The sequence below is a fragment of the Pseudomonas sp. NPDC090755 genome (assembly GCF_044769005.1).
GTDB lineage: Bacteria > Pseudomonadota > Gammaproteobacteria > Pseudomonadales > Pseudomonadaceae > Aquipseudomonas.
The window spans coordinates 193,491-215,783 of record NZ_JBIVXC010000001.1; the positions used below are offsets into that span (position 1 = coordinate 193,491).

Here is a 22,293-nt window from a genome sequence, read left to right on the forward strand (position 1 = left end):
GCACTTACCGGACGCTCCAAGGATTTCCCATGATCGATAAAGACAGCCTTACCCACCACATCTCCCAGCAGTTCAACGCCGAACTCGAAGAGGTCCGCAGCCACCTCCTGGCGATGGGCGGCCTGGTCGAGAAGCAGGTCAACGACGCGGTCACCGCGCTGATCGAGGCCGATTCGGGCCTGGCCCAGCAGGTGCGTGAAGTCGACGAGCAGATCAACCAGATGGAGCGCAATATCGACGAGGAGTGCGTGCGCATCCTTGCTCGCCGCCAGCCGGCGGCCTCCGACCTGCGGCTGATCATCAGCATCTCCAAGTCGGTGATCGACCTGGAGCGCATCGGCGACGAGTCGACCAAGATCGCCCGCCGCGCCATCCAGCTGTGCGAGGAGGGCGAGTCGCCCCGGGGTTATGTCGAAGTGCGCCATATCGGCGACCAGGTGCGCAACATGGTCCGCGATGCCCTGGATGCCTTCGCCCGTTTCGACGCCGACCTGGCCCTGTCGGTGGCCCAGTACGACAAGACCATCGACCGCGAGTACAAGACCGCCCTGCGCGAGCTGGTCACCTACATGATGGAAGACCCGCGTTCGATCTCGCGGGTGCTCAGCGTGATCTGGGCCCTGCGTTCGCTGGAGCGGATCGGTGACCACGCGCGCAACATCTCCGAGCTTGTGATCTATCTGGTACGGGGTACCGATGTGCGTCACCTGGGGCTGGCGCGGATGAAGGAAGAGGTCGAGGGCGGCGGCGAAAAGGCTAATGTTCCGGGCAGATCTGACGATAAATAAGACTGCCTGCGAAAACGAACGCCCGGCTTTGGCCGGGCGTTTTCGTTTGCGTTCGGCGATATGCGAGTCGGGATGCAATAGGAGCGGTGATGAGTAAAGTCAGTGTGCTGGTGGTGGATGATGCGCCGTTCATTCGCGACCTGGTGAAGAAGTGCCTGCGCAACCATTTCCCCGGGATGGTCATCGAAGACGCGGTCAATGGCCGCAAGGCCCAGGCCCTGCTGGCCCGCGAAGCCTTCGACCTGGTCCTGTGCGACTGGGAAATGCCGGAAATGTCGGGCCTGGAGCTACTGACCTGGTGCCGCCAGCAAGACGCCATGAAGGCCATGCCGTTCATCATGGTGACCAGCCGTGGCGACAAGGAGAACGTGGTCCAGGCGATCCAGGCCGGCGTCTCGGACTTCGTCGGCAAGCCCTTCACCAATGAACAGCTGCTGACCAAGGTGAAAAAGGCCCTGAGCAAGACAGGCAAGCTCGATGCCCTGATGTCCAGCGCACCGGCGCGGGTCAACTCGGCTTTCGCCAACGACTCGCTCAGTGCCCTGACTGGCGGACGTGCTGAAACGGTCAAAGTGGCGCCGCCGCCAGCACCGGCAGCGGCCAGGCCGGTGATCAACGCACCCCAGCCCCCTGCGGCTGCAGCGACCAGCCGCGGCCAGGGCCAGCTGCGCTTGCCGGGTGGTACCCAGCCTTGCGTGATCAAGGCCCTGAGCCTCAAGGAGGCGCTCCTGGTGGTGCGCCGGGGTGAGACCCTGCCGCAGGTGCTCGAAGGCGCCGTGCTCGACCTGGAGCAGGGTGAGAATGCCGAGATCGCACGCCTGAATGGCTACCTGCACGCGGTTGCGGCCCTTGAACCGAAACCGGACAGCGACTGGCTGCAGTTGACCTTCAAGTTCGTCGACCAGGATGCGCAGAAGCTCGACTACCTGTCGCGGCTGATTGCCCGTGGTACGGCGCAGAAGCATTTCGTGCCGGGGGCCTGATAAAGGACTTATCGCGGGGCAAGCCCGCTCCCACCTGTAGGAGCGGGCTTGCCCCGCGATGAGCTGCTAACCTTTGACAGACCTTCAACTGTCAAAAAGCCACTACCATGCCCGCACGCACGTTGCTGTTCTGCGCCTTGCTCGCGGCTTGCGGGCCGGCACTGGCCATGACGCTCTACAAAAGCACCGACGCCTACGGTGTGGTCTCCTACTCCGAGCGTCCCATTCCCGGCGGTAGACCCTTTGTCTTCCGCGAGCCGATGGTCGAGCAACTGGACGGCCAGGTTCGTCTGCAGGCCAGTACGTTCGCACAAGGCGTGCGCTTGAGTGCCCGCAACGATACCTATGCACCGGTGGAGGTGGAGTTGCGCCTGGAGCGTCTGGGCAACGTCCAGGGCGGCGCTTCGCGGATCGTGCGGCGGGTGCTGCCGGCGCGCGCCACGGTGCCGCTGACGGTGCTCACAGCACGCCAGCCGGGCAAGCCGGTCACCTACAAGGAAAGGTTCAAATATGCCCTGGGCAATCCGGCCCAGCGCCAGCAGGCATTTCGTTATCCCGTGCCGTGGCGGGGCGGGCCCTTTCGCCTGAGCCAGGGGCCGAACGGCCGCTACAGCCACTTCGGGCCCAAGGGGCGCTACGCCATGGATATCGCCATGCCCGAGGGCACACCGATCATTGCGGCCCGCGCCGGGGTGGTGATCAAGACCGAGAACAGCCAGAGCGGCCGTGGTACGCATCCGTCGGGCAACTTCGTGCGCATCCTGCACGATGACGGCACCATGGGCGTCTACCTGCACCTGATGCAAGGTTCGGTGGTGGTCAGGGAAGGGCAGCGGGTGGTCTACGGCACGTCATTGGCAAGGTCCGGCAATACCGGCAACAGCACCGGCCCGCACCTGCATTTTGTCGTGCAGCGCAATGTCGGGCTGGCCCTGGAGTCGATCCCCTACCAGTTCAACCAGCCCGTGGGTGGATTGCCGGACTTTACCGCCGGCAACCCCTGAGGTGGCTCAATCGAGCTTGAGCACCTTGGCCAGGACGATTTTCGGGCCTTTCATCTTCTTGATGATGATGCGCAGGCCTTCGACCTCCAGCACTTCTTCCTCTTCCGGCACCCGCTTGAGGGTCTCGTAGACCAGGCCGGCGAGGGTTTCCGCCTCGATGTGGTCCAGGTCGACGCCCAGCAGGCGCTCGACCTTGAACAGCGGCGTATCGCCGCGCACCAGCAGCTTGCCCGGCTGATAGGCGAGGATGCCGCGCTCGGCCTTGCGGTGTTCGTCCTGGATGTCGCCAACCAGCACTTCCAGCACGTCTTCCATGGTCAGGTAGCCGATGACCTTGCCGTCGGCTTCTTCGACCAGGGCGAAGTGTGCGCTGCCCTTGCGGAACTGCTCCAGCAGGTGGGAAAGCGGCATGTGCCGGGATACCCGTTCCAGTGGCCGGGTCAGCTCGGCGAGGTTGAAGGACTCGGGGATATGGTCCAGGTCGGCCAGCTCCAGCAACAGGTCCTTGATGTGCAACAGGCCGATGAACTCGCCACGCTCGGCATCCAGTACCGGGTAGCGGCTGAACTTGTGGCGGCGGAACATCGCCAGGATTTCCTTGAGCGGCGCGTTGGCGTCCAGGCAGACCATGTCCTCGCGTGAGTTGGCCCAGTCGACCACCTCCAGTTCGCCCATCTCCACCGCCGAGGCCAGTACGCGCATGCCCTGGTCGCTGGGGTCCTGGCCACGACTGGAGTGCAGGATCAGCTTCAGTTCGTCACGGCTGTAATGGTGCTCGTGATGGGGGCCGGGCTCACCTTGGCCGGCAATGCGCAGGATGGTGTTGGCGCTGGCGTTGAGCAGGTAGATGGCCGGGTACATCAGCCAGTAGAACAGGTACAGCGGTACCGCGGTCCACAGCGACAGCAGTTCGGGTTTGCGGATGGCCCAGGACTTGGGCGCCAGCTCGCCGACCACGATGTGCAGGTAGGAAATCACGAAGAAGGCGCTGAAGAACGAAATGGCCTTGATGACTTCCGGCGACTCGACGCCGACGGCGGCCAGCACAGGTTCGAGCAGGTGCGCGAAGGCCGGTTCACCGACCCAGCCCAGGCCCAGGGAGGCGAGGGTGATACCCAGCTGGCAGGCGGAAAGGTAGGCATCGAGTTGGTTGTGCACGGTGCGCAGGATCTGCCCGCGCCAGCCATGCTGCTCGGCAATCGACTCGACCCGGGTCGAGCGCAATTTGACCATGGCGAACTCGGCGGCAACGAAAAAGCCGTTGAGCAGCACCAGCAGCAAAGCAAAAATGATCATGCCGAAATCGGCGAAAAGTGAAGCGAGGCTAAAACCAGGGGAAGGGTCCATGATGGAGTTTAACGGGGTCCGTCATCTGAAAAAATTAAGAAAGGCGGTGCCAGCATTCGCTGGCACAAGTCCGCCAATGTAGCGGCTGGGGGCGCGATTGCCTAGGGGCGCGGTGTCAGGAGGCCAGGCGCTGGGCGATCTGGGCGGGGGAAAAATGGCAAGTGAAGGTGCTGCCATGGCCCGGTACGCTGCTGATCTCCAGGCGGCCGCGATGGCGCAATAGCACGTGCTTGACGATCGCCAGGCCCAGGCCCGTGCCACCGGTGTTGGAAGCGCGGCTGGAGTCGACCCGGTAGAAGCGCTCGGTCAGGCGCGGCAGGTGCTTGGCGTCGATGCCGATCCCGGAATCCTGCACGCTCAGGTGCGCGCCCTGTTCGTCGGCCCACCAGCGAATACGGATCTGCCCTTCGTCCTGGGTGTACTTGACCGCATTGAACACCAGGTTGGAGAACGCACTGCGCAGTTCGGCCTCGCTGCCCTTGAGGCGAATGCCGGGGGCAGCCTCCAGGCTGATGCGCTGGTTGCGCTGGCCGGACAGGGCCTGGGCATCGCTCTTGATCGATTGCAGCAGGGCATCGATGGCCACCGGCTGGTTGTCCGAGGGGTAGTCGGTGGCTTCCAGCTTGGCCAGCAGCAACAGGTCGTTGAGCAGGGTCTGCATGCGTCCGCCTTGCTGCTGCATCTGCTGCAGGGCACGGACCCAGCGCGGGTTCACGTCTTCGACATTGTCGAGCAGGGTTTCCAGGTAACCGGCGATCACCGTCAGCGGTGTGCGCAGCTCATGCGAGACGTTGGCGACGAAGTCCTTGCGCATCTGTTCGAGTTGGTGGATGCGGGTGACATCGCGTACCAGCATCAGGTGTTCGTTATTGCCGTAGCGGGTGATGTGCAGTTGCACCCGCAGGCGATCGTTGATCGGTGAAGGGATCTCCAGCGGTTCGAGGTAGTTCTCCTGTTCGAAGTACTCCTTGAAGCGTGGGTGGCGGACCAGGTTGGTCACCGGCTGGCCGCTGTCCTGCGGGGTTTTCAGGCCGAGCAGGGTTTCGGCGGCACGGTTCCACCACTCCAGGTTGCCGTCGCTGTCGAGCATGATCACCGCGTCCTTGAGGGCAGCGGTGGACTCCTGCACCCGGTCGATCACCGCCTGCAGGCGGCCGCGCACACGCTGGTCGCGGCGTTGCAGGTGGTAGATGCTGTCGAACACCTCGCCCCACAGGCCGTAGCCGTCGGGTGGTGCTTCGTCGGGTTTGTGCAGGCGCAGCCATTCATGCAGGCGCAGCAGTTGCTTGAGGGTCCAGCCCAGGTAGAGCGCCAGGCCCAGGGCCAGGCTCCAGCCGTAGTAGCCGCTGATCAGGCCAACCACAAGGCAGCCAGTGATCAGCAACAGCATGTGGCGAATCAGGGTGCCATGCCAGTTCTGGTTCAATTAACGACGCGTCCTTTGCAATGCGTGAAGACCGGTTCAGCTCTTGGTGGAGAAGCGGTAACCGGTGCCACGGACGGTTTGTACCAGATTCTCGTAGGCATCACCCAGTGCCTTGCGCAGGCGGCGGATGTGCACATCCACGGTGCGCTCCTCGACATACACATTGCCGCCCCAGACCTGGTCGAGCAACTGGCCACGGGTATAGGCACGTTCCTGGTGGGTCATGAAGAACTGCAGCAGGCGGTATTCGGTCGGGCCCATTTCGGCGGGCTTGCCATCGATGGTCACACGGTGGCTGATCGGGTCGAGCAGCAGGCCGCCGACTTCGATCGGTGCTTCGCCATCGCTGGGGCCTGCGCGGCGCAGCACGGCCTTCAGGCGTGCCACCAACTCGCGGGGCGAGAACGGCTTGGTGATGTAGTCATCGGCACCGACCTCAAGGCCCTGGATCTTGTTGTCTTCCTCGCCCTTGGCGGTGAGCATGATGATCGGGATGTCACCGGTCAGCTCGTCACGCTTGAGGCGCCGGGCCAGTTCGATACCGGAGGTGCCCGGCAGCATCCAGTCGAGCAGGATCAGGTCCGGCTTGCGGTCGACGATGATGGCGTGGGCCTGCTGGGAGTTCTCGGCTTCCAGGCAGTCATAGCCGGCCATTTCCAATGCAACGGCGATCATCTCGCGGATCGGTGCTTCGTCGTCGACGATCAGAATGTTTCTGCCAACCATGTTCAAACCTCTTCCCATTCAGGTGTCGTGGCCCGCATTAGATAACGGAATTATTGCAGTCGTGTGACAGGTACGGGGCTGTTGCAGCAACATTCGGTTACTGGGCTAGGCTTAAATTCCCTCTCCCGAGAAACACGGTGGATCCAATGACACGACATACGCTGAACTGGATGGCGCTTTTTACTGCTGTGGCACTGGCCTTGCCGGGGATGGCCTCAGCTCATCATGCCATGATGAAGGACGGTGTGATGGTCGACCATGCTGGCATGACACTGTACACCTTCGACAAGGACGCGAACGGTAAGTCCATGTGCAACGGTGAGTGCGCCAAGAACTGGCCGCCACTGATGGTCAAGTCAGGCGACATGGCCGAAGAGGGCTGGACGCAGATCAAGCGCGACGACGGTTCAATGCAATGGGCGTACAAAGGTAAACCGGTGTACACCTTCATCAAGGACAAGAAGGCCGGTGACATGACCGGTGATGGCATGAAGGACGTCTGGCACGTTATCAAATAAGGATGCCTGAATCGCGGGACAAGCCCGCTCCAGTAGGAGCGGGCTTGTCCCGCGATCGATCACAAACTGTAATCCAGAATGATGCTGATAAAGATCAGCAACCCCGCCCAGTGGTTGTGCAGGAAGGCCTTGAAGCAGGACTCGCGGTCCAGCTTGCGGGTGGACCAGAATTCCCAGGCAAAGCACAGCAGGGCCGCGAACAGCCCCAGGTGGAACCACCCCCCCAGCTCGAAGCGGTTGCCCGCCAGCAACAGGCAGCCCAGCGACAGCACCTGCAGGGTCAGGATGATGATCCGGTCGGCCTCGCCAAACAGGATCGCCGTGGACTTGACCCCGATCTTCAGGTCATCGTCACGGTCGACCATGGCGTAGTAGGTGTCGTAGCCCACCGTCCACATCAGGTTGGCGATGTACAGCAGCCAGGCAATGGCCGGCAGCTCGCCCGTGGCGGCAGTGAAGGCCATGGGGATACCCCAGGAATAGGCCGCCCCCAGTACCACCTGCGGGTAGTAGGTGTAGCGCTTCATGAATGGGTAGCAGGCCGCCAGCGCCACCGCGCCAAACGACAGCCACACGGTCGAGGCGTTGGTGCACAGCACCAGCAGGAAACTCACGCCAACCAGCAGGGCAAACAGCACCAGGGCTTCGCGGGCGTTGATCCTGCCGGCCGCCAGCGGACGGTCGGCGGTGCGTTTGACATGGCCGTCGACCTTGCGGTCGGCAAAATCGTTGATGGCGCAGCCGGCCGCACGCATCAGCACCACGCCGAGGGTGAAAATCACCACGTTGGCCAGGGTCGGCGCGCCTTTGGCGGCGATCCACACGGCAGAAAGCGTCGGCCACAGCAGCAGATAGATACCGATCGGGCGATCCATGCGGCTGAGCTGGATGAAGTCCCAGGCCCGTGGGTGCAGGCGGTTGAGCGACTTGAGCAACTGCAGGTACATCAAAGGTTCTCCCCGGCAAGGTCGGCGGCCTGCCACAGCGACGGCAGGAAGACTTCGGCAACCAGCACGCTCAGCTCGGCCCGATCGAAGCGTGAGCGGCGTCCCCACAGCGTGTCGCTGGCATCGGCAACCGGCAGCCAGGCCTTGGGGTAATGACAGACCTCGATGGCGCGACGGACGAAGGCCTGGTCGCAGAACAGCAGCTCGCCCAGGGAGCGACTGCCCAGCGCTTCCATGTCCAGCCCGCCGCTCTCAAGAGCGCTGCGCGCAGCGACGCTGCGGGCGAAGACCCAGGCCTGGCCATGACCGCGCAGGTACACCTCGCGGACCCAGCCTTCGCTGCCGGGCGGCAGGTCCAGGGCCTGGCATTCGTCGTCACGCAGGGGCTGCCAGCCTTCGTAAAGGGGTGTAACGGAAAAGTGATCGGCGGATAATCGAGTCAGGCGTCGGGTCAGGGAACCTTCATCGAACAACCAGTCCAGTAGGGCAGGTGTCGAGCTGTCCGCTACCTGCGAGTACTGCAACCATTCTGCAGCGGGCGCTTGCGATGTTTCGTACGGCACGATGGTATGGATTAACAGGCCAAAGAGACCGCGAGCTTAGCATGAATGGCCGATCCGGCTTGCATGCTGGCACCTGGCTCCAGTACAAAGCCCCCTCGTTGATGGTCGCCACTGTAATGTTCCCGAGAGCGGCCACTCCAAAGCCTGTGTTCGTTGAGGAAGTGTGTGATGAAGAAGTGGCAGTGTATTGTCTGCGGCCTGATCTATGACGAGGCCGAGGGCTGGCCGGACGATGGCATCGCGCCAGGCACCCGCTGGGAAGACGTGCCGGAAGACTGGCTGTGCCCTGATTGTGGTGTCGGCAAATCGGACTTCGAAATGATCGCCATCGGCTGATCAACATTTAACCAGACTTCAAGGAAAGCACGGCATGACGGCTCCAGTGGTAATTGTCGGTACAGGGTTGGCGGGCTACAACCTGGCCCGTGAGTTTCGCAAGCTCGATAGCGATACCCCACTGCTGCTGATTACCGCTGACGACGGCCGCTCCTACTCCAAGCCGATGCTTTCCACCGGCTTTGCCAAGAACAAGGACGCCGACGGCCTGAGCATGGCCGAGCCTGGGGCCATGGCCGAGCAGCTCAAGGCCGAAGTGCGTACCCACACCCGCATCAGCGGCATCGACCCGGGCCACAAGCGCCTGTGGATCGGTGAAGAGCAAGTGGCCTACCGTGACCTGATCCTGGCCTGGGGCGCGCAGACCGTGCAGGTGCCAGTGGAGGGCGATGCCGGAGAGGCGATCTTCCCGATCAACGACCTTGAGGACTACGCGCGTTTCCGTGCCGCCGCTGCCGGCAAGCAGCGGGTGCTGATCCTCGGCGCCGGCCTGATCGGTTGCGAGTTCGCCAATGACATGAGCCTGGGCGGGTTCCAGGTCGAACTGGTGGCGCCGTGCGAGCAGGTGATGCCGACGCTGCTTCACCCGGCAGCCGCTACGGCCGTTCAGGCGGGTCTTGAAGGGCTGGGCGTGCGTTTCCACCTGGGGCCGGTGCTGACGCGCCTGCAGCGCGTTGCCGGGGGGCTGGAAGCGCACCTGTCCGATGGCGCGGTCATTGCCTGCGACCTGGTGGTCTCTGCCGTCGGCCTGCGACCGCGCATCGACCTGGCGGCGGCTGCCGGGTTGCAGGTCAACCGCGGTGTGGTGGTCGACCGCCAACTGCGTACCTCCCACGCCAATATCTATGCCCTGGGTGACTGCGCCGAAGTCGACGGGCTGAACCTGCTGTACGTCATGCCACTGATGAGTTGCGCCCGAGCCTTGGCCCAGACCCTGGCCGGCAACCCGACAGCGGTTGCCTATGGCCCCATGCCGGTGACGGTCAAGACACCGGCCTGCCCGCTGGTGGTCTCGCCACCGCCCCATGGCCGTGAAGGCAGTTGGCAGGTCGAAGGCCAGGGCCTTGACCTCAAGGTGCTCTGCCACGACACCGAGGGCAATCTGCTGGGCTATGCACTGACCGGCACGGCCGTGATGGAGAAGCTGGCTCTAAATCGCCAGCTTCCGGCACTGATGGCGTAAATGGCCGGCGTTCTGTCGGGTTTCCCCTGTTGTTGCCTCAACAATGGCCGCGCGGACACTGGCGCGGCCCCTGTCGGCATGCCATTCTCACTCCCGTCTGCCGCAGTTTAGAGCCTGCGGTGCCTTGGGCGCTGTTCTTGAAGGGCAGCACGGCATAACAACAAAAAATCCGTCAAAGGGGCTTCACTATGCGTAAACCAGAACTCGCCGCAGCTATCGCTGAAAAGGCCGACCTCACCAAAGAGCAAGCCAATCGCGTACTCAACGCCGTGCTCGAAGAAATCACCGGCGCCCTGCATCGCAAGGACAGCGTTACGCTGGTCGGCTTCGGCACCTTCCTGCAACGCCATCGCGGTGCCCGCACCGGCAAGAACCCGCAAACCGGCGAGCCGGTCAAGATCAAGGCCAGCAACACCGTCGCGTTCAAACCAGGCAAATCCCTCAAGGATAGCGTCAATCCTTGATGCTCTGCCCTGTACGATTACATTGAAAAACGGGCACCCGATCAGGTGCCCGTTTTTTATTGCGGCATATGACTTCTGACCCGGTAACTATGGTGTTTTCGTAGCGAGACTATAAACTGCTCCGCCAGTCACTTTTTAGCCGAGGCGTGCACATGAAGTTTCGCTTTCTCCTTTGGGCCATGGGCCTGCTGATGGCCAAGGCCAGCCGCAAGAACCCGGCCTTCCAGCAGCAATTGACCGACAAGGACCTGGTGTTCCAGCTGCAGACCCTCGACGGCAAGGTCGCGCGTCACTTCATCGTCAAGGACATGCGCATCAGCAGCCAGTCCGGTACCCATGCTGCACCGGCCTTCGCCATTGCCTTCAAGGATCCGGCCTTCGGCTTTACCACCTTGCAGGCAAAGAACAAGCAATTGGCGTTCATGCAGGGCATTCAGGACAAGAGCATCCAGATCAAGGGCAATCCGGCGCTGGTGATCTGGTTCCAGGGCCTGATGAAGTACCTGATGCCCAAGAAGAAGGCCTGACCCGCAGGGCCAGGCCGCTGGCTCAGTGCTGGTTGAACTGTGAAGCCAGCTCACGCAGCAGCACTTCGGCCTCCAGCACCTTGTTCACCACGTCTTCGGCCTTTTCACGGCTGATGCTCAGGCGCTCGAGCAGTTCGTCGGGGATCGGCTCGTCCGGCCCTGAGCCGATGCCGCGGGCGCGCAGCAGCCGCACCGCCAGGCACACCAGGTTCGGAAAAGCGGCATAGTCGCCGTCATACTGTGGGTCGTGCTGGAAGCGCAGGGCGGTCGCCAGTTCATCCGGCATGTCCCAGAAACGCATCAGCCAGGCACCGATCTGCTCGCGGCTGATGCCCAGCAGGTGTTGCTCGACATAGCTGTGGCACAGGTGCGGGTTGACCTCCAGGTGCCGGCAGATCAGCGAGAAGTGCGGCGGGAAGACATGCGCCAGCAACAGGTAGCCAAAGTTGTGCAGCAAGCCGGCGAGGTAGGTCAGGCCGGCTTCCGGGCGCTCGGCGCGCGGCATGGCACGGGTCAGGCCTTCAATGACCGCCGCGGTGTAGATCGACTGCTGCCAGTAGGGCGTGGTGTGCTGTGGATGGTCCTTGGGCAGGCTCAGGGTCTTGCCCAGGGCCAGGCCCAGCGCCAGGTTGATCACCAGGTCGAAGCCCAGCACGCGCACGATGGCATCTTCTACCGAGCGGATCTTGCCGGGTGAGGCGTAGTAGGGCGATGCCGCCCAGCTGACCACCTGGGCGGCCAGGGCAGGGTCGGTCTCGACCACGCCGGTGATGTCGTCGATGGTGGCGTTGGGGTCGACGCGCAGCTTGATGATCTTTTGCGCGGTTTCCGCCAGCGGTGGAATCTCGATCGTGCTTTCCAGGCGCTGCTGGATGCGCCGGGCCGTAAAGGCCTGGACCGCCTTGGTGATTTCGTTACGGTCGTCGGCAGGGCGATCGAGGTTCGGCCGGATGCTGCTCAGGCGCTCGCCGAAATTGCCGGCGCTGGCCTTGCTGAGCATTTTCTTGAAGTCGTCGCGGTCGATTTCCAGCAGCACACCGGCTTCACCGGAATGCACCAGCAGCCTTTCCGGCAGCAGCAGGCTCTCTTCGTAGAGGCACGGCGAGCTGGTCAGCGCCGGGATGCCGGGGAGGATCTTCAGGCCATGCTTGTCGAGCATGTGCTTGAGGCGTTCCAGGGGCACGGCGGCCAGCTTGCGGCCGGTCAGCTCGGTCAGGCGATTGAGGTCGAGCAACTGATTTTGTGGAAACAGCACCATCAGGGCACCGACCGCGTCGTCGAGCAACACGGCCTGGACCTTGCGTTCGGGTAGCAGGTGCGGCTGATCCAGTACTTCGCGCCAGCTGATGCCGATTTTTTCCAGCAGCAGCCGGATAACCGACGGGGCGTGGGGGATTGCGGTATCCAGGGCAACTTCAGTCATGGTCTGAATCCAGAAATTCAATCGCAAGAGTATAACCAGCTTGCAGCTGAAGCTGGATCCATTCTGGGACGGGCGTCACACCTGTCCATATTGCTGGCCGTGGCGCAACCAGCGATCAAGCAGTGGACTGACGTGTTCCGGCCAGCGCGCCAGCAGGGCCTGGGCGGCATCGCGCACGGCGGGCAGCAGGTCGGCGTCGCGCATCAGGTCGGCGACCTTGAACTGCAACAGGCCGGTCTGCCGGGTGCCGAGCATTTCACCGGGGCCCCGCAGTTCCAGGTCTTTCTCGGCGATGATGAAGCCGTCGTTGGTTTCGCGCATGATGCCCAGGCGCTCACGGCCGATCTGCGACAGCGGTGGATGGTACAACAGCACGCAATGGCTCACCGCGCTGCCCCGGCCGACCCGGCCGCGCAGCTGGTGCAACTGGGCCAAGCCCAGGCGTTCGGGGTTCTCGATGATCATCAAGCTGGCGTTGGGCACGTCGACACCGACCTCGATCACTGTGGTCGCCACCAGCAACTGCAGGTGGCCTTGTTTGAACTCGGCCATCACCGCCGCTTTTTCGGCCGGTTTCATGCGTCCGTGGATCAGTCCGACGCGCAGCTCGCCCAAGGCGCTGCCGAGCTCTTCGAAGGTGGTTTCGGCGGCCTGGCAGGTCAGTTCTTCGGATTCCTCGATCAGCGTGCAGACCCAGTAGGCCTGACGGCCTTCGGCGCAGGCGGCGCGTACTCGCTCGACCACTTCGAAGCGCCGGCTGTCGGCCACCAGCACGGTGTTGACCGGCGTGCGCCCGGGCGGCAGCTCGTCGAGGATCGAGGTGTCCAGGTCGGCATAGGCGCTCATCGCCAGGGTGCGCGGGATGGGCGTGGCGGTCATGATCAACTGATGCGGGCAGAGTTGCCCGCCCACGCCTTTCTGCCGTAGCGCCAGGCGCTGCTGCACGCCGAAGCGGTGCTGTTCGTCGATGATCGCCAGGGCCAGGTTGCTGAATTTGACTTCGTCCTGGAACAAGGCATGGGTGCCGACCACCATGGGTGCGCCGCCGGCGATCTGTTCCAGGGCGCTGGCGCGGGCCTTGCCCTTGAGCTTGCCGGCCAGCCAGGCGACTTCGATGCCCAGCGGCTCCAGCCAGCGCTTGAAGGTGGCGTAGTGTTGCTCGGCGAGGATCTCGGTGGGTGCCATCAGCGCGACCTGGTAGCCGGCCTCCAGGGCCTGCAGGGCGGCCAGGGCGGCGACCACGGTCTTGCCGGCGCCAACGTCACCCTGGACCAGGCGCAGCATCGGCTCAGGCTGGCTGAGGTCGTAGGCGATCTCGTTGCCGACCCGCTGCTGGGCGCCGGTGGGGGTGAAGCCCAGGTTGGCCAGGTACTGTTGCGGCAGGCGGGTCGCCTTGGGCAGCACCGGCGCCCGCTGGGCGCGCAGGCTCTCGCGCAGGCGCTGCTGGGACAGCTGGTGAGTGAGCAGTTCTTCGAAGGCCAGGCGGTGCTGGGCCCAGTGCTGGCCTTCGGCAAGTTCGTCCACGTCGGCATCGGCCGGCGGGTGGTGCAGGTAGCGGATGGCATCATCCAGCGGCGCCAGGCGGTAGTCCCGGGCCAGTTCTTCAGGCAACCAGTCGGGCAGGCTGCGTGGCCCGAGCATGGCCAGGCTCTGCTGGCACAACTGGCGCAGGCGTTGCTGGGTCAGGCCTTCGGTGGTCGGGTAGATCGGCGTCAGGGTCTGTTCCACCGGGGCCGGCTCGTCACCGGTCAGCGCGCGGTACTCGGGATGGTAGATCTCCAGGCCCGAGGCGCCGGGGCGCGCTTCACCGTAGCAGCGCAGGTGGGTGCCACGCTTGAGGCCTTCCTTCTGCGCATTGCTGAAGTGGTAGAAGCGCAGGCTCAGCACGCCCGTGCCGTCGCCCAGGCGTACCAGCAGGCTGCGGCGCTTGCCCATGACCACGTCGGTGCCGCTGACCACGCCTTCGATCACCGCGTCCTGGCCGGGGCGCAGGGCACCGATCGGGACCACACGGGTGCGGTCCTGATAACGCAGGGGCAGGTGGAAGAGCACGTCCTGGAGGTTCTCCAGGCCAACCTTGGCGAGCTTCTCGGCCATGGCCTCGCCCACGCCCTTCAAGGCCGTCACCGAAACCTGGGACAACTCCGGCATGACAGCTTCCTACTGGCTCACAGGTGGCTTGGCGACCGAGCACAGGCGGATCGAGTCGGCGAGGATCTCGATGGCCTTTGGCCGCGGGAAGCTGGCGCGCCAGGCGATCGCCACGGTGCGAAACGGTGCCGGTGGGCTCAGCGGGCGTACTTCGATGACCCCGGGGGCATAGTGATGGCTGTGCACCGCCGACAAGGGCAGGATCGATACGCCAAGGCCGGAGGCGACCATATGGCGGATGGTTTCCAGCGAGCTGGACTCGACCGTGGTGTGCTTGGCGCCGTCGCTGCCTTTGGTCAGGGTCGGGCAGGCCTCGAGCACCTGGTCGCGGAAGCAGTGGCCTTCACCGAGCAGCAGCAGGCTCTTGTCGTTGAGCAGGCTGGCGTCGATGGTGTCCTTCTGCGTCCAGGGGTGCTCGCTGGGCATCAGCACATAGAAGGGCTCGTCGTACAGCGGCAAGGTCAGGACATCGGCCTCGTTGAACGGCAGGGCGATGATCACGGCATCCAGCTCGCCGTTGCGCAGCTTGTCGCGCAGGACGTGGGTGAAGTTCTCTTCGATGTACAACGGCATCTGCGGGGCGACCCGGTGCAGTTGCGGAATCAGGTGCGGGAACAGGTACGGGCCGACGGTGTAGATGGCACCGACCTTCAGCGGGGCGGTCAGCTGGTTCTTGCCCGCCTGGGCCAGCTCGCGGATGCCCTGGGCCTGTTCGAGGACCTTCTGGGCCTGGGCGACGATGCCTTCACCGACCGGGGTCAGGCGTACCGCGCTTTTGCTACGCTCGAAAATCAGCACACCCAGCTCGTCCTCGAGCTTTTTCACGCCCACTGACAGGGTCGGCTGGCTGACATGGCAGCGTTCGGCGGCGTGGCCGAAGTGCTGCTCCTGGGCGAGGGTGACGATGTAGCGCAATTCTGTGAGGGTCATAACGTGCGTCCATGAAGTTGCGCCCCCAGCATAGCGGCTGCAATCGATAGACGCACGTTATCAAAGTTGCTCACGTGTGACAGAAACAATGGATCAACGTTTGTCCAGGGAATAGACGAAAGGCGCGATCACCTCGATGCTGCCGTTGTTGAGCAATTCCTTGGGCGGTGGTGGAACCGGTTGGGCCCGACGGATCATCTCCAGGGTCGCCCGATCCAGAGCCGCGCTGCCAGAGCCTCCCGCCAGAGCGTAGGACAGGATCTTGCCCTCGGCGTCGACCACGAAACGCAGCCGGTTGATGCCTTCCATGCGCATGCGCCGGGCGTTTTCCGGGTAGCGTTTGTACTTGGCCAAGTGGCGCAGCAGGTCGCTCTGCCAGGTCGGCAGGGCATTGCTGTTGCTGGCGATGCTCGGTGCCGGTGCCGCCGACTTCTGCGCAGGGGCAGTGTTTGGCGGGGTATCGACCACTTCCTCATCGGCAGGCTTTTCCTGCGGCGGCTCAGGCTTTTTCTCAGGCTTGGGCGGCTGCGGCTTGGCCTTGGGCTTGGCCGGCTTGGCGATTGCGATCTTCGGCTTCGGTGCCTCGGCCAGTTTCGGCAGCGGCGGTTCTTCGACCGGCGCTGGCGGCTGTGGCGGGGTCACCACCTTCGGTGGCGGTGGAGGGGCCGGTTCAGGCATCGGTGCCATCTGCACCATCATCGCCGCAGGCGGCAATTCGATAGCCTGGGGAACCGACCAATTGAGCGTCAGCAACACGGCAACGGCATGGATACCCAGCACAATCGCCAGACTACTGCTGTAACGCGCCAGCTTATGCCGCGTCTTGATCATTTCTTGGCTGCCGTCTCAAGACCGACCAGACCGACTTTCAGGTAACCGGCCGCCCGCAGTGTGTTCATGACGTCCATCAGGTCGCCGTAATCCACGCCCTTGTCGGCCTGGAAGAAGATCGTGGTGTCCTTGTCGCCCTTGGTCTTGGCATCCAGTACAGCACCGAGCTGGTCGCGCTGGACCTGCTCTTCACCGACGTAGAGGTTCTGGTCGGCCTTGACGCTGAGGAACACGGGTTTCTCAGGCCTTGGCGCCGGTTTGGCGGTCGAGGCCGGCAGGTCGACCTTGATGTCGACGGTTGCCAGGGGGGCTGCCACCATGAAGATGATCAGCAGGACCAACATCACGTCGATGAACGGCGTGACGTTGATTTCGTGGTTCTCGGCGAGATCGTCGCCACCCTCGTTAAGATGCAGGCCCATGGCTTACCCCACTTTCACCATGTGAGGGGCGGCAGCGCGCTCTGGCTGGTGGTCCAGGTCGCGGCTGACCAGCAGCAGGACTTCGGCCGAGGCGTCGGCGACCTGTGCCTTGTAACCGGCGATGGAGCGGGCGAAGACGTTGTAGATGACCACGGCCGGGATCGCTGCAACCAGGCCCAGGGCGGTGGCCAGCAGGGCTTCGGCGATACCTGGGGCCACAACGGCGAGGTTGGTGGTCTGGGTTTTGGCGATGCCGATGAAGCTGTTCATGATGCCCCATACGGTACCGAACAGACCGACGAACGGTGCGGTGGAACCGATAGTGGCCAGCACGCCGGTGCCGCTGCTCATGTTGCGACCGCTGGCTGCTACCAGGCGCTCGAGACGGAAGCTGACGCGTTCCTTGATGCCTTCTTTCTCGCGGGCGTTGGCCGACAGGCGCATTTCATCCATGGCATCGTGCACCAGCAGGTGGGCCAGGGTGCCTTCCTTGTTGGCGCCTTCGCTGGCTTCCTTGAGGGTGGCGGACTTTTTCAGCTGGGCGATTTCGCCGCGAAGACGGCGCTTGGCGCCCATCAGCTCGAAGCCCTTGGCGATCCAGATGGTCCAGGTGATGATCGAGGCGATGGCCAGGCCGATCATGACCGCTTTGACCACCACGTCGGCGTTCTTGTACATGCCCCATGGGGACAGGTCGTGGGCCATGCCCAGGCTGGTGTCTTCAACCAGTGCTTCGACTTCCTCGACGTCGCTCACCACCTGGCCATCGACCGGTGCAGCAGCAGGGGCTGCGGCTGGTGCAGCGGCTGGTGCAGCGGCTGGTGCAGCGGCAGCAGGTGCGGCAGGTGCTACTGCGGCGGCAGTGGCGGTGGCTGCGGCCGGCGTGGTCGGCTCATCGGCCAGGGCTGCAGGGGCCACCGCCAGGCTGAACATCAGCGCGGCAATGGCGCGCCATGCGCGTGGCGTGGTTGGCGAAGCGGAGGGTTGAATACGTGTCATGCTGGCCGGACCTGATGAAGAAGAAAGCAGTGGATGTCCTTCTAGGCCTCGAGACGGGCCGAGAACAAAATTTGGGCGGCCATTATTGCAAGTAATTCTTGTTAGCAGAAGTAATAAAGTTTCTTTTTTTTCATGATTGCTAGCCGCCTATCGATTTACTTGGATAGGCTGACCCTTTGAATTGCGGAGTATCGGGATGTCTGCGCCTTCTGTTCTGATCGTCGGATGCGGCGATGTCGGTGGCCGTCTGGCCGAGCAATTGCTGGCCTGCAACTGGCAGGTGAGCGGCCTGCGACGCAATATTGGCAAGTTGCCAGCAGGGGTCGCCGGGATTGCCGCCGACCTGTTCGATGCGCGCTGTCCGGACGGTTGGCCGGCGCAGGCACCGGATTACCTGGTGTACAGCGCGGCCGCCAGCCAGCATGACGAGGCGGGTTATCAGGCGGCTTATGTCGAGGGGCTCAAGCATGTGCTCGGCTGGTTGGCCGAGCGGGGGCAGAAGCCCAAGCGCCTGCTGTTCGTCTCCAGCAGCAGCGTCTACGCCCAGCAGCAGGGCGAGTGGATCGACGAGACCTCGGTCACCGAACCGCAAGGCTATTCGGGCACTGTCATGCTCGAAGCCGAGCGACTGGCCCTGGCCAGCGGCATTCCTGCCAGCATTGTGCGCCTGACCGGTATCTATGGGCCGGGTCGCGAGTGGTTGCTCAGTCAGGTGCGCCAGGGCTACCGGGTCACGCAGGAGCCGCCGCTGTACGCTAACCGCATTCATGCCGATGACGCCGCCGGCTTGCTGGCTTTCCTGCTCAAGGCCGACGCCCAGGGGCGTGCGCTGGAGGATTGCTACATCGGTGTGGATGACGCGCCTGCGGCGTTGGCCGAGGTGGTGGCCTGGCTGCGCGAGTACATGGGCGTTACCCAGTGGTCGGAGCAGGAGCGGGTGCGCCGTACCGGCAGCAAGCGTTGCAGTAACGCCCGTGCCCGGGCACTGGGCTGGGCGCCACAGTACCCAAGCTACAAGGAAGGCTATGCGGCGATCCTTGCCGGTAACGACAGCGTCTGACCCTTACTGACGCTCAAGCAGCCAGCGTCGGGTGCCGGGATGCAGGTCGGGCATCTCGTCGCCCTTGGCCTGGTTGACGGCCTGGAAGATTTCCAGCTTTTTACCGTCGCGCTTGAAGATCCAGGGATTGCCTTGCTTGTTGCGCTCCAGCCAGAGGCTGTCGAACTCGCCGCTCATGGCCGCGCAATCGCCAGCCAGGCACAGCGCGTAGCGGTCCAAGCCGGGCATGCCGTCGAGCAGGCCGTTGGCGCGAAAGTGCACCACGGCGCCGGTGCCCGGGCCTTCGACGACCTTCCAGTCTCCGCCCAGATAGGCGCTGTAGAGGGCGGTTTCGAAGGTGGTGCCGACAGGTGCATCCGCGGGTGCGGGCTTTTCGGCGCGCTCGAAGGTGCTTGGCTGCGGATTCGAGTCGCTGGCGGCCTGGATCAGCTCGTCACCATCGAGGCTGAGTTTTTCCACGTAGTTACCGTAGAAATCCACTTCCCACTGATCGTCTTTCACGGCCTTGAGGGTACCGTCTCCGGCTTCGAAGCCGTTGCTGAAGGTGGCCTGGGAGGCAGCGATGTTGACCTTCCATTCCAGGTTCGGTCCGTTGCTGAGCAGGGCCTGACGCAAGTTGTCGCCTTTGACGGCGGCGTCGATGGCATTCTGGTTGATCCAGGTGCCGTTGAGGTCTTCCGGGCTGTGACTGGCGCAGCCGCTCAGCAGGGCGGCGAGCAGCGACAGGGCTAGCGCGTGGCGCATGGCGGGGGTCCTTGCAGGGCGGGGAGGGCAGGCCGTCCGGCCTGCCCCCTGGGTATTACTCGAGGACCAGGATAGCGTCCATTTCGACTTGCGAGCCGCGTGGCAGAGCGGCAACGCCGATGGCGGCACGGGCTGGGTACGGCTGTTCGAAGTACTTGCCCATGATCTCGTTGACCTTGGCGAAGTGGCTCAGGTCGGTCAGGAAGATGTTCAGCTTGACGATGTCCTTGAACGAACCGCCAGCCGCCTCGGCAACGGCCTTGAGGTTTTCGAAGACCTGGACGGTCTGGGCTTCGAAGCCTTCGACCAGTTCCATGGTTTTCGGGTCCAGCGGGATCTGCCCGGACATGTACACCGTGTTGCCGGCCTTGATCGCCTGGGAGTAGGTGCCGATGGCGGCCGGGGCCTTGTCACTGGTGATGACGGTCTTGGTCATGATGACTCCTTGCTGTTATTGGGCTACGTGCGCATGCGGGTGATGCGGATCACCCCGGTCAGGGCGCGCAGTTTCTTGATCACGCGGGCCAGGTGCACGCGGTCGTGCACGCTGACCACCAGTTGGACCACGCTGATGCGACCATCGCGTTCGTCCATGCTGATTTTCTCGATGTTGCCGTCGGCGGCGTTGACGCTGCTGGCCAGCAGGGCGATCAGGCCGCGCTGGTGCTCCAGCTCGACGCGCAGTTCGACATTGAATTCGCCGGTGACATCCTTGGCCCAGGACAGCTGCACGCATTTTTCCGGGTTGTGGCGGATTTCACTGATGTTGCGGCAGTTTTCCAGGTGCACGACCATGCCCTTGCCGGCAGACAGGTGGCCGACGATCGGGTCGCCCGGGATCGGCGTGCAGCACTTGGCGTAGCTCAGGACCAGGCCTTCGGTGCCACGGATCGCCAGCGGGCCTTCCGGGGTCGGCAGTTGCTCGCCTTCGGTGGAGAGCAGGCGGCGGGCGACCACATAGGCCATGCGGTTACCCAGGCCGATGTCCTCGAGCATGTCTTCGAGCAGCTCCAGGCGGTACTCGTTGAGCATGGCCTGGATGCGCTCCTGGGGAATCCTTTCCAGGGCGCTGTCGAAGCCGTTGAGCACCTTGTTCAGCAGGCGTTCGCCCAGGCTGATGGACTCGGAACGGCGCTGCAGCTTGAGGGCGTGGCGAATGTGCGTGCGGGCCTTGCCGGTGACTACGAAGTTGAGCCAGGCCGGGTTCGGCCGGGCGCCCGGGGCACTGACGATCTCGACGGTGGAGCCGCTCTGCAACGGCTCGGACAGCGGTGCCAGGCGCCGGTTGATCCGGCAGGCGATGCAGCTGTTGCCGACATCGGTATGCACCGCGTAGGCGAAGTCGACCGCCGTGGAGCCTTTGGGCAGCTCCATGATCCGGCCTTTGGGCGTGAACACGTAGACCTCGTCCGGGAACAGGTCGATCTTCACGCTCTCGATGAATTCCAGGGAGTTGCCCGCGCGTTGCTGCATTTCCAGCACGCCCTTGACCCACTGGCGGGCGCGGGCATGGGTGCCCTTGGGCTGCTCGTCGTCGCTGGACTTGTACAGCCAGTGCGCGGCAATGCCGTTGTTGGCCATCTCTTCCATTTCGCGGGTGCGGATCTGGATCTCGATGGGTACCCCGTGCATGCCGAACAAGGTGGTGTGCAGCGACTGGTAGCCGTTGGCCTTGGGGATCGCGATGTAGTCCTTGAAGCGTCCGGGCAGCGGCTTGTACAGGTTATGCACGGCGCCGAGCACGCGGTAGCAAGTGTCTACCTTGTCGACGATGATGCGAAACGCATAGACATCCATGATCTCGTTGAAGGCCCGGCGCTTGCCGCGCATCTTCTTGTAGATGCCATAGAGATGCTTCTGCCGGCCGCTGACTTCGCCTTCGATACCGTCGACGGCCAGGCAGTTGGCCAGCGAGGTCTCGATCTTGGCGACGATCTCTTTGCGGTTGCCGCGGGCGCTCTTGACCGCGCGATGGATCAGGGCCGAGCGCATCGGGTGCATGGCCTTGAAGCCCAGGTCCTCGAACTCCACGCGCACGCTGTGCATCCCCAGGCGGTTGGCGATGGGGGCGTAGATTTCCAGGGTTTCCTTGGCGATGCGCCGGCGCTTTTCGCCGGACAGCACTTCAAGGGTGCGCATGTTGTGCAGGCGGTCGGCCAGCTTGACCAGGATCACGCGGATGTCCCGGGCCATGGCCATGGCCATTTTCTGGAAGTTCTCTGCCTGGGCTTCGGCCTTGGTCTCGAAGTTCATCTGGGTCAGCTTGCTGACCCCGTCGACCAGTTCGGCCACGGTCTCGCCAAATTGCGAGCTGAGGGCTTCCTTGGCGATACCGGTGTCTTCGATCACGTCATGAAGCATGGCGGCCATCAGGCTCTGATGGTCCATGTGCATGTCGGCGAGGATGCTGGCCACCGCCAGCGGATGCGTGACGTAGGCTTCGCCGCTACGACGGCGCTGGCCGTCGTGGGCTTGTTCGGCGTAGAAGTACGCCCGGCGCACCAGGTTGACCTGGTCGGCGCCGAGGTAGGTCGACAGGCGATCGGCGAGGGCGTCTATGCTCGGCAAGGTACGACCTCCTGCCGAGGGGCTGGGTCCTGCGCCGTACTACGTCGACCAGGCATAGGCTTAGACGGCCTCGTTGTTCTCGTCCTCGAACGCAGCGAAGACCGGGTCTTCGGTGACGATTTCTTCGGCGGCGATGAACTCAGGGGTGACGATGCCTTCAGCGATTTCACGCAGGGCTACGACGGTAGGCTTGTCGTTTTCCCATGCCACTTTCGGCTCTTTGCCGCCGGTGGCCAGCTGACGGGCACGTTTGGTAGAGAGCATGACCAGCTCAAAACGGTTATCCACGTGTTCTAGGCAGTCTTCAACGGTTACGCGGGCCATGGTCTTCCTCAAGTAGCAAATGCGGTGTT

Annotated in this window: 24 protein-coding genes; 9 read left to right on the top strand and 15 right to left on the bottom strand. The window is 63.6% G+C overall.

Translation table 11 applies throughout. The features are described from left to right. Positions 1-29: 29 nt before the first annotated feature. The 3 genes from phoU (at position 30) to ACIQUS_RS00930 (ending at position 2,775) form a co-directional block, all read left to right on the top strand. Positions 30-788 carry a phosphate signaling complex protein PhoU gene (gene phoU / locus ACIQUS_RS00920; protein ID WP_285865054.1) on the top strand — a complete coding sequence of 253 codons (759 nt, stop codon included), beginning with the start codon at positions 30-32 and terminating at the stop codon, positions 786-788. A gap of 89 nt (positions 789-877) precedes the next feature. Further along, positions 878-1,771: a response regulator gene (locus ACIQUS_RS00925; RefSeq protein WP_403041683.1), complete on the top strand. Its 894-nt coding sequence runs from the start codon at positions 878-880 to the stop codon at positions 1,769-1,771. A 107-nt stretch (positions 1,772-1,878) separates the two neighbouring features. Next, on the top strand, positions 1,879-2,775 hold the full coding sequence (locus tag ACIQUS_RS00930; protein WP_403041685.1) for a peptidoglycan DD-metalloendopeptidase family protein: 897 nt from the start codon (positions 1,879-1,881) through the stop codon (positions 2,773-2,775). Between the two features lie 6 nt (positions 2,776-2,781). On the opposite strand, the gene ACIQUS_RS00935 is transcribed toward ACIQUS_RS00930, so the two are convergent. The 3 genes from ACIQUS_RS00935 to phoB form a co-directional block, all read right to left on the bottom strand. Then, entirely contained in the window at positions 2,782-4,122 is a 1,341-nt protein-coding gene (locus ACIQUS_RS00935) for a hemolysin family protein (RefSeq protein ID WP_403041688.1), read from the bottom strand. Between the two features lie 115 nt (positions 4,123-4,237). Beyond that, positions 4,238-5,512, bottom strand: a complete 1,275-nt coding sequence (phoR, locus tag ACIQUS_RS00940) for a phosphate regulon sensor histidine kinase PhoR (protein ID WP_403043007.1) — start codon at positions 5,510-5,512, stop codon at positions 4,238-4,240. A 72-nt stretch (positions 5,513-5,584) separates the two neighbouring features. Further along, positions 5,585-6,274: a phosphate regulon transcriptional regulator PhoB gene (phoB, locus tag ACIQUS_RS00945; protein WP_010225936.1), complete on the bottom strand. Its 690-nt coding sequence runs from the start codon at positions 6,272-6,274 to the stop codon at positions 5,585-5,587. A gap of 146 nt (positions 6,275-6,420) precedes the next feature. Between phoB and ACIQUS_RS00950 the strand changes: the two genes are divergently transcribed. Next, positions 6,421-6,792 carry a hypothetical protein gene (locus tag ACIQUS_RS00950; protein WP_403041691.1) on the top strand — a complete coding sequence of 124 codons (372 nt, stop codon included), beginning with the start codon at positions 6,421-6,423 and terminating at the stop codon, positions 6,790-6,792. 59 nt (positions 6,793-6,851) lie between these two features. On the opposite strand, the gene ubiA is transcribed toward ACIQUS_RS00950, so the two are convergent. Both ubiA and ACIQUS_RS00960 read right to left on the bottom strand, forming a co-directional pair. Next, positions 6,852-7,739: a 4-hydroxybenzoate octaprenyltransferase gene (gene ubiA / locus ACIQUS_RS00955; protein WP_403041694.1), complete on the bottom strand. Its 888-nt coding sequence runs from the start codon at positions 7,737-7,739 to the stop codon at positions 6,852-6,854. Beyond that, entirely contained in the window at positions 7,739-8,302 is a 564-nt protein-coding gene (locus ACIQUS_RS00960) for a chorismate--pyruvate lyase family protein (RefSeq protein ID WP_403041697.1), read from the bottom strand. The genes ubiA and ACIQUS_RS00960 overlap by 1 nt, the downstream gene beginning before the upstream one ends. Before the next feature lie 168 nt (positions 8,303-8,470). Here ACIQUS_RS00960 and ACIQUS_RS00965 point away from each other — a divergent pair, with 168 nt between their 5' ends. The 4 genes from ACIQUS_RS00965 (at position 8,471) to ACIQUS_RS00980 (ending at position 10,812) form a co-directional block, all read left to right on the top strand. Next, positions 8,471-8,638, top strand: a complete 168-nt coding sequence (locus ACIQUS_RS00965; protein WP_011536423.1) for a rubredoxin — start codon at positions 8,471-8,473, stop codon at positions 8,636-8,638. A gap of 34 nt (positions 8,639-8,672) precedes the next feature. Next, on the top strand, positions 8,673-9,821 hold the full coding sequence (locus ACIQUS_RS00970; protein WP_403041700.1) for an NAD(P)/FAD-dependent oxidoreductase: 1,149 nt from the start codon (positions 8,673-8,675) through the stop codon (positions 9,819-9,821). Positions 9,822-10,009: 188 nt separating this feature from the next. Continuing rightward, complete coding sequence (locus ACIQUS_RS00975; protein ID WP_003213368.1) at positions 10,010-10,285, top strand: HU family DNA-binding protein; 276 nt, start codon at positions 10,010-10,012, stop codon at positions 10,283-10,285. A gap of 152 nt (positions 10,286-10,437) precedes the next feature. Continuing rightward, the gene (locus ACIQUS_RS00980; RefSeq protein WP_403041702.1) at positions 10,438-10,812 is read left to right on the top strand and encodes a helicase; all 375 of its coding nucleotides are present in this window, start codon (positions 10,438-10,440) and stop codon (positions 10,810-10,812) included. A gap of 22 nt (positions 10,813-10,834) precedes the next feature. Here ACIQUS_RS00980 and ACIQUS_RS00985 read toward each other — a convergent pair whose 3' ends face one another. The 6 genes from ACIQUS_RS00985 to exbB all read right to left on the bottom strand — a co-directional run bounded on the left by ACIQUS_RS00985 (position 10,835) and on the right by exbB (position 17,568). Continuing rightward, on the bottom strand, positions 10,835-12,235 hold the full coding sequence (locus ACIQUS_RS00985; protein WP_403041704.1) for an aminoacyl-tRNA deacylase and HDOD domain-containing protein: 1,401 nt from the start codon (positions 12,233-12,235) through the stop codon (positions 10,835-10,837). A 75-nt stretch (positions 12,236-12,310) separates the two neighbouring features. Then, complete coding sequence (gene recG / locus ACIQUS_RS00990) at positions 12,311-14,386, bottom strand: ATP-dependent DNA helicase RecG (protein WP_403041707.1); 2,076 nt, start codon at positions 14,384-14,386, stop codon at positions 12,311-12,313. A 9-nt stretch (positions 14,387-14,395) separates the two neighbouring features. Then, positions 14,396-15,316, bottom strand: a complete 921-nt coding sequence (locus tag ACIQUS_RS00995) for a hydrogen peroxide-inducible genes activator (protein WP_285861481.1) — start codon at positions 15,314-15,316, stop codon at positions 14,396-14,398. A 93-nt stretch (positions 15,317-15,409) separates the two neighbouring features. After that, entirely contained in the window at positions 15,410-16,147 is a 738-nt protein-coding gene (locus ACIQUS_RS01000; RefSeq protein ID WP_403041711.1) for an energy transducer TonB, read from the bottom strand. Next, on the bottom strand, positions 16,144-16,569 hold the full coding sequence (exbD, locus tag ACIQUS_RS01005) for a TonB system transport protein ExbD (RefSeq protein WP_403041713.1): 426 nt from the start codon (positions 16,567-16,569) through the stop codon (positions 16,144-16,146). The genes ACIQUS_RS01000 and exbD overlap by 4 nt, the downstream gene beginning before the upstream one ends. 3 nt (positions 16,570-16,572) lie before the next feature. After that, complete coding sequence (exbB, locus tag ACIQUS_RS01010; protein ID WP_403041716.1) at positions 16,573-17,568, bottom strand: tonB-system energizer ExbB; 996 nt, start codon at positions 17,566-17,568, stop codon at positions 16,573-16,575. A gap of 196 nt (positions 17,569-17,764) precedes the next feature. Between exbB and ACIQUS_RS01015 the strand changes: the two genes are divergently transcribed. Further along, positions 17,765-18,628 carry an SDR family oxidoreductase gene (locus tag ACIQUS_RS01015; protein WP_403041718.1) on the top strand — a complete coding sequence of 288 codons (864 nt, stop codon included), beginning with the start codon at positions 17,765-17,767 and terminating at the stop codon, positions 18,626-18,628. Between the two features lie 3 nt (positions 18,629-18,631). On the opposite strand, the gene ACIQUS_RS01020 is transcribed toward ACIQUS_RS01015, so the two are convergent. Genes ACIQUS_RS01020 through rpoZ form a run of 4 tightly spaced genes read right to left on the bottom strand, consistent with a single transcriptional unit; the run spans position 18,632 to position 22,264 of the window. Continuing rightward, positions 18,632-19,372 (bottom strand): hypothetical protein, encoded by a 741-nt coding sequence (locus ACIQUS_RS01020; protein WP_403041721.1) that lies wholly within the window; start codon positions 19,370-19,372, stop codon positions 18,632-18,634. A gap of 55 nt (positions 19,373-19,427) precedes the next feature. Then, positions 19,428-19,808, bottom strand: a complete 381-nt coding sequence (locus tag ACIQUS_RS01025) for a RidA family protein (protein WP_038615925.1) — start codon at positions 19,806-19,808, stop codon at positions 19,428-19,430. Positions 19,809-19,831: 23 nt separating this feature from the next. Then, positions 19,832-21,940 (bottom strand): bifunctional GTP diphosphokinase/guanosine-3',5'-bis pyrophosphate 3'-pyrophosphohydrolase, encoded by a 2,109-nt coding sequence (gene spoT / locus ACIQUS_RS01030; protein ID WP_403041725.1) that lies wholly within the window; start codon positions 21,938-21,940, stop codon positions 19,832-19,834. A 60-nt stretch (positions 21,941-22,000) separates the two neighbouring features. Then, entirely contained in the window at positions 22,001-22,264 is a 264-nt protein-coding gene (rpoZ, locus tag ACIQUS_RS01035; RefSeq protein ID WP_225786768.1) for a DNA-directed RNA polymerase subunit omega, read from the bottom strand. Positions 22,265-22,293: the final 29 nt, after the last annotated feature.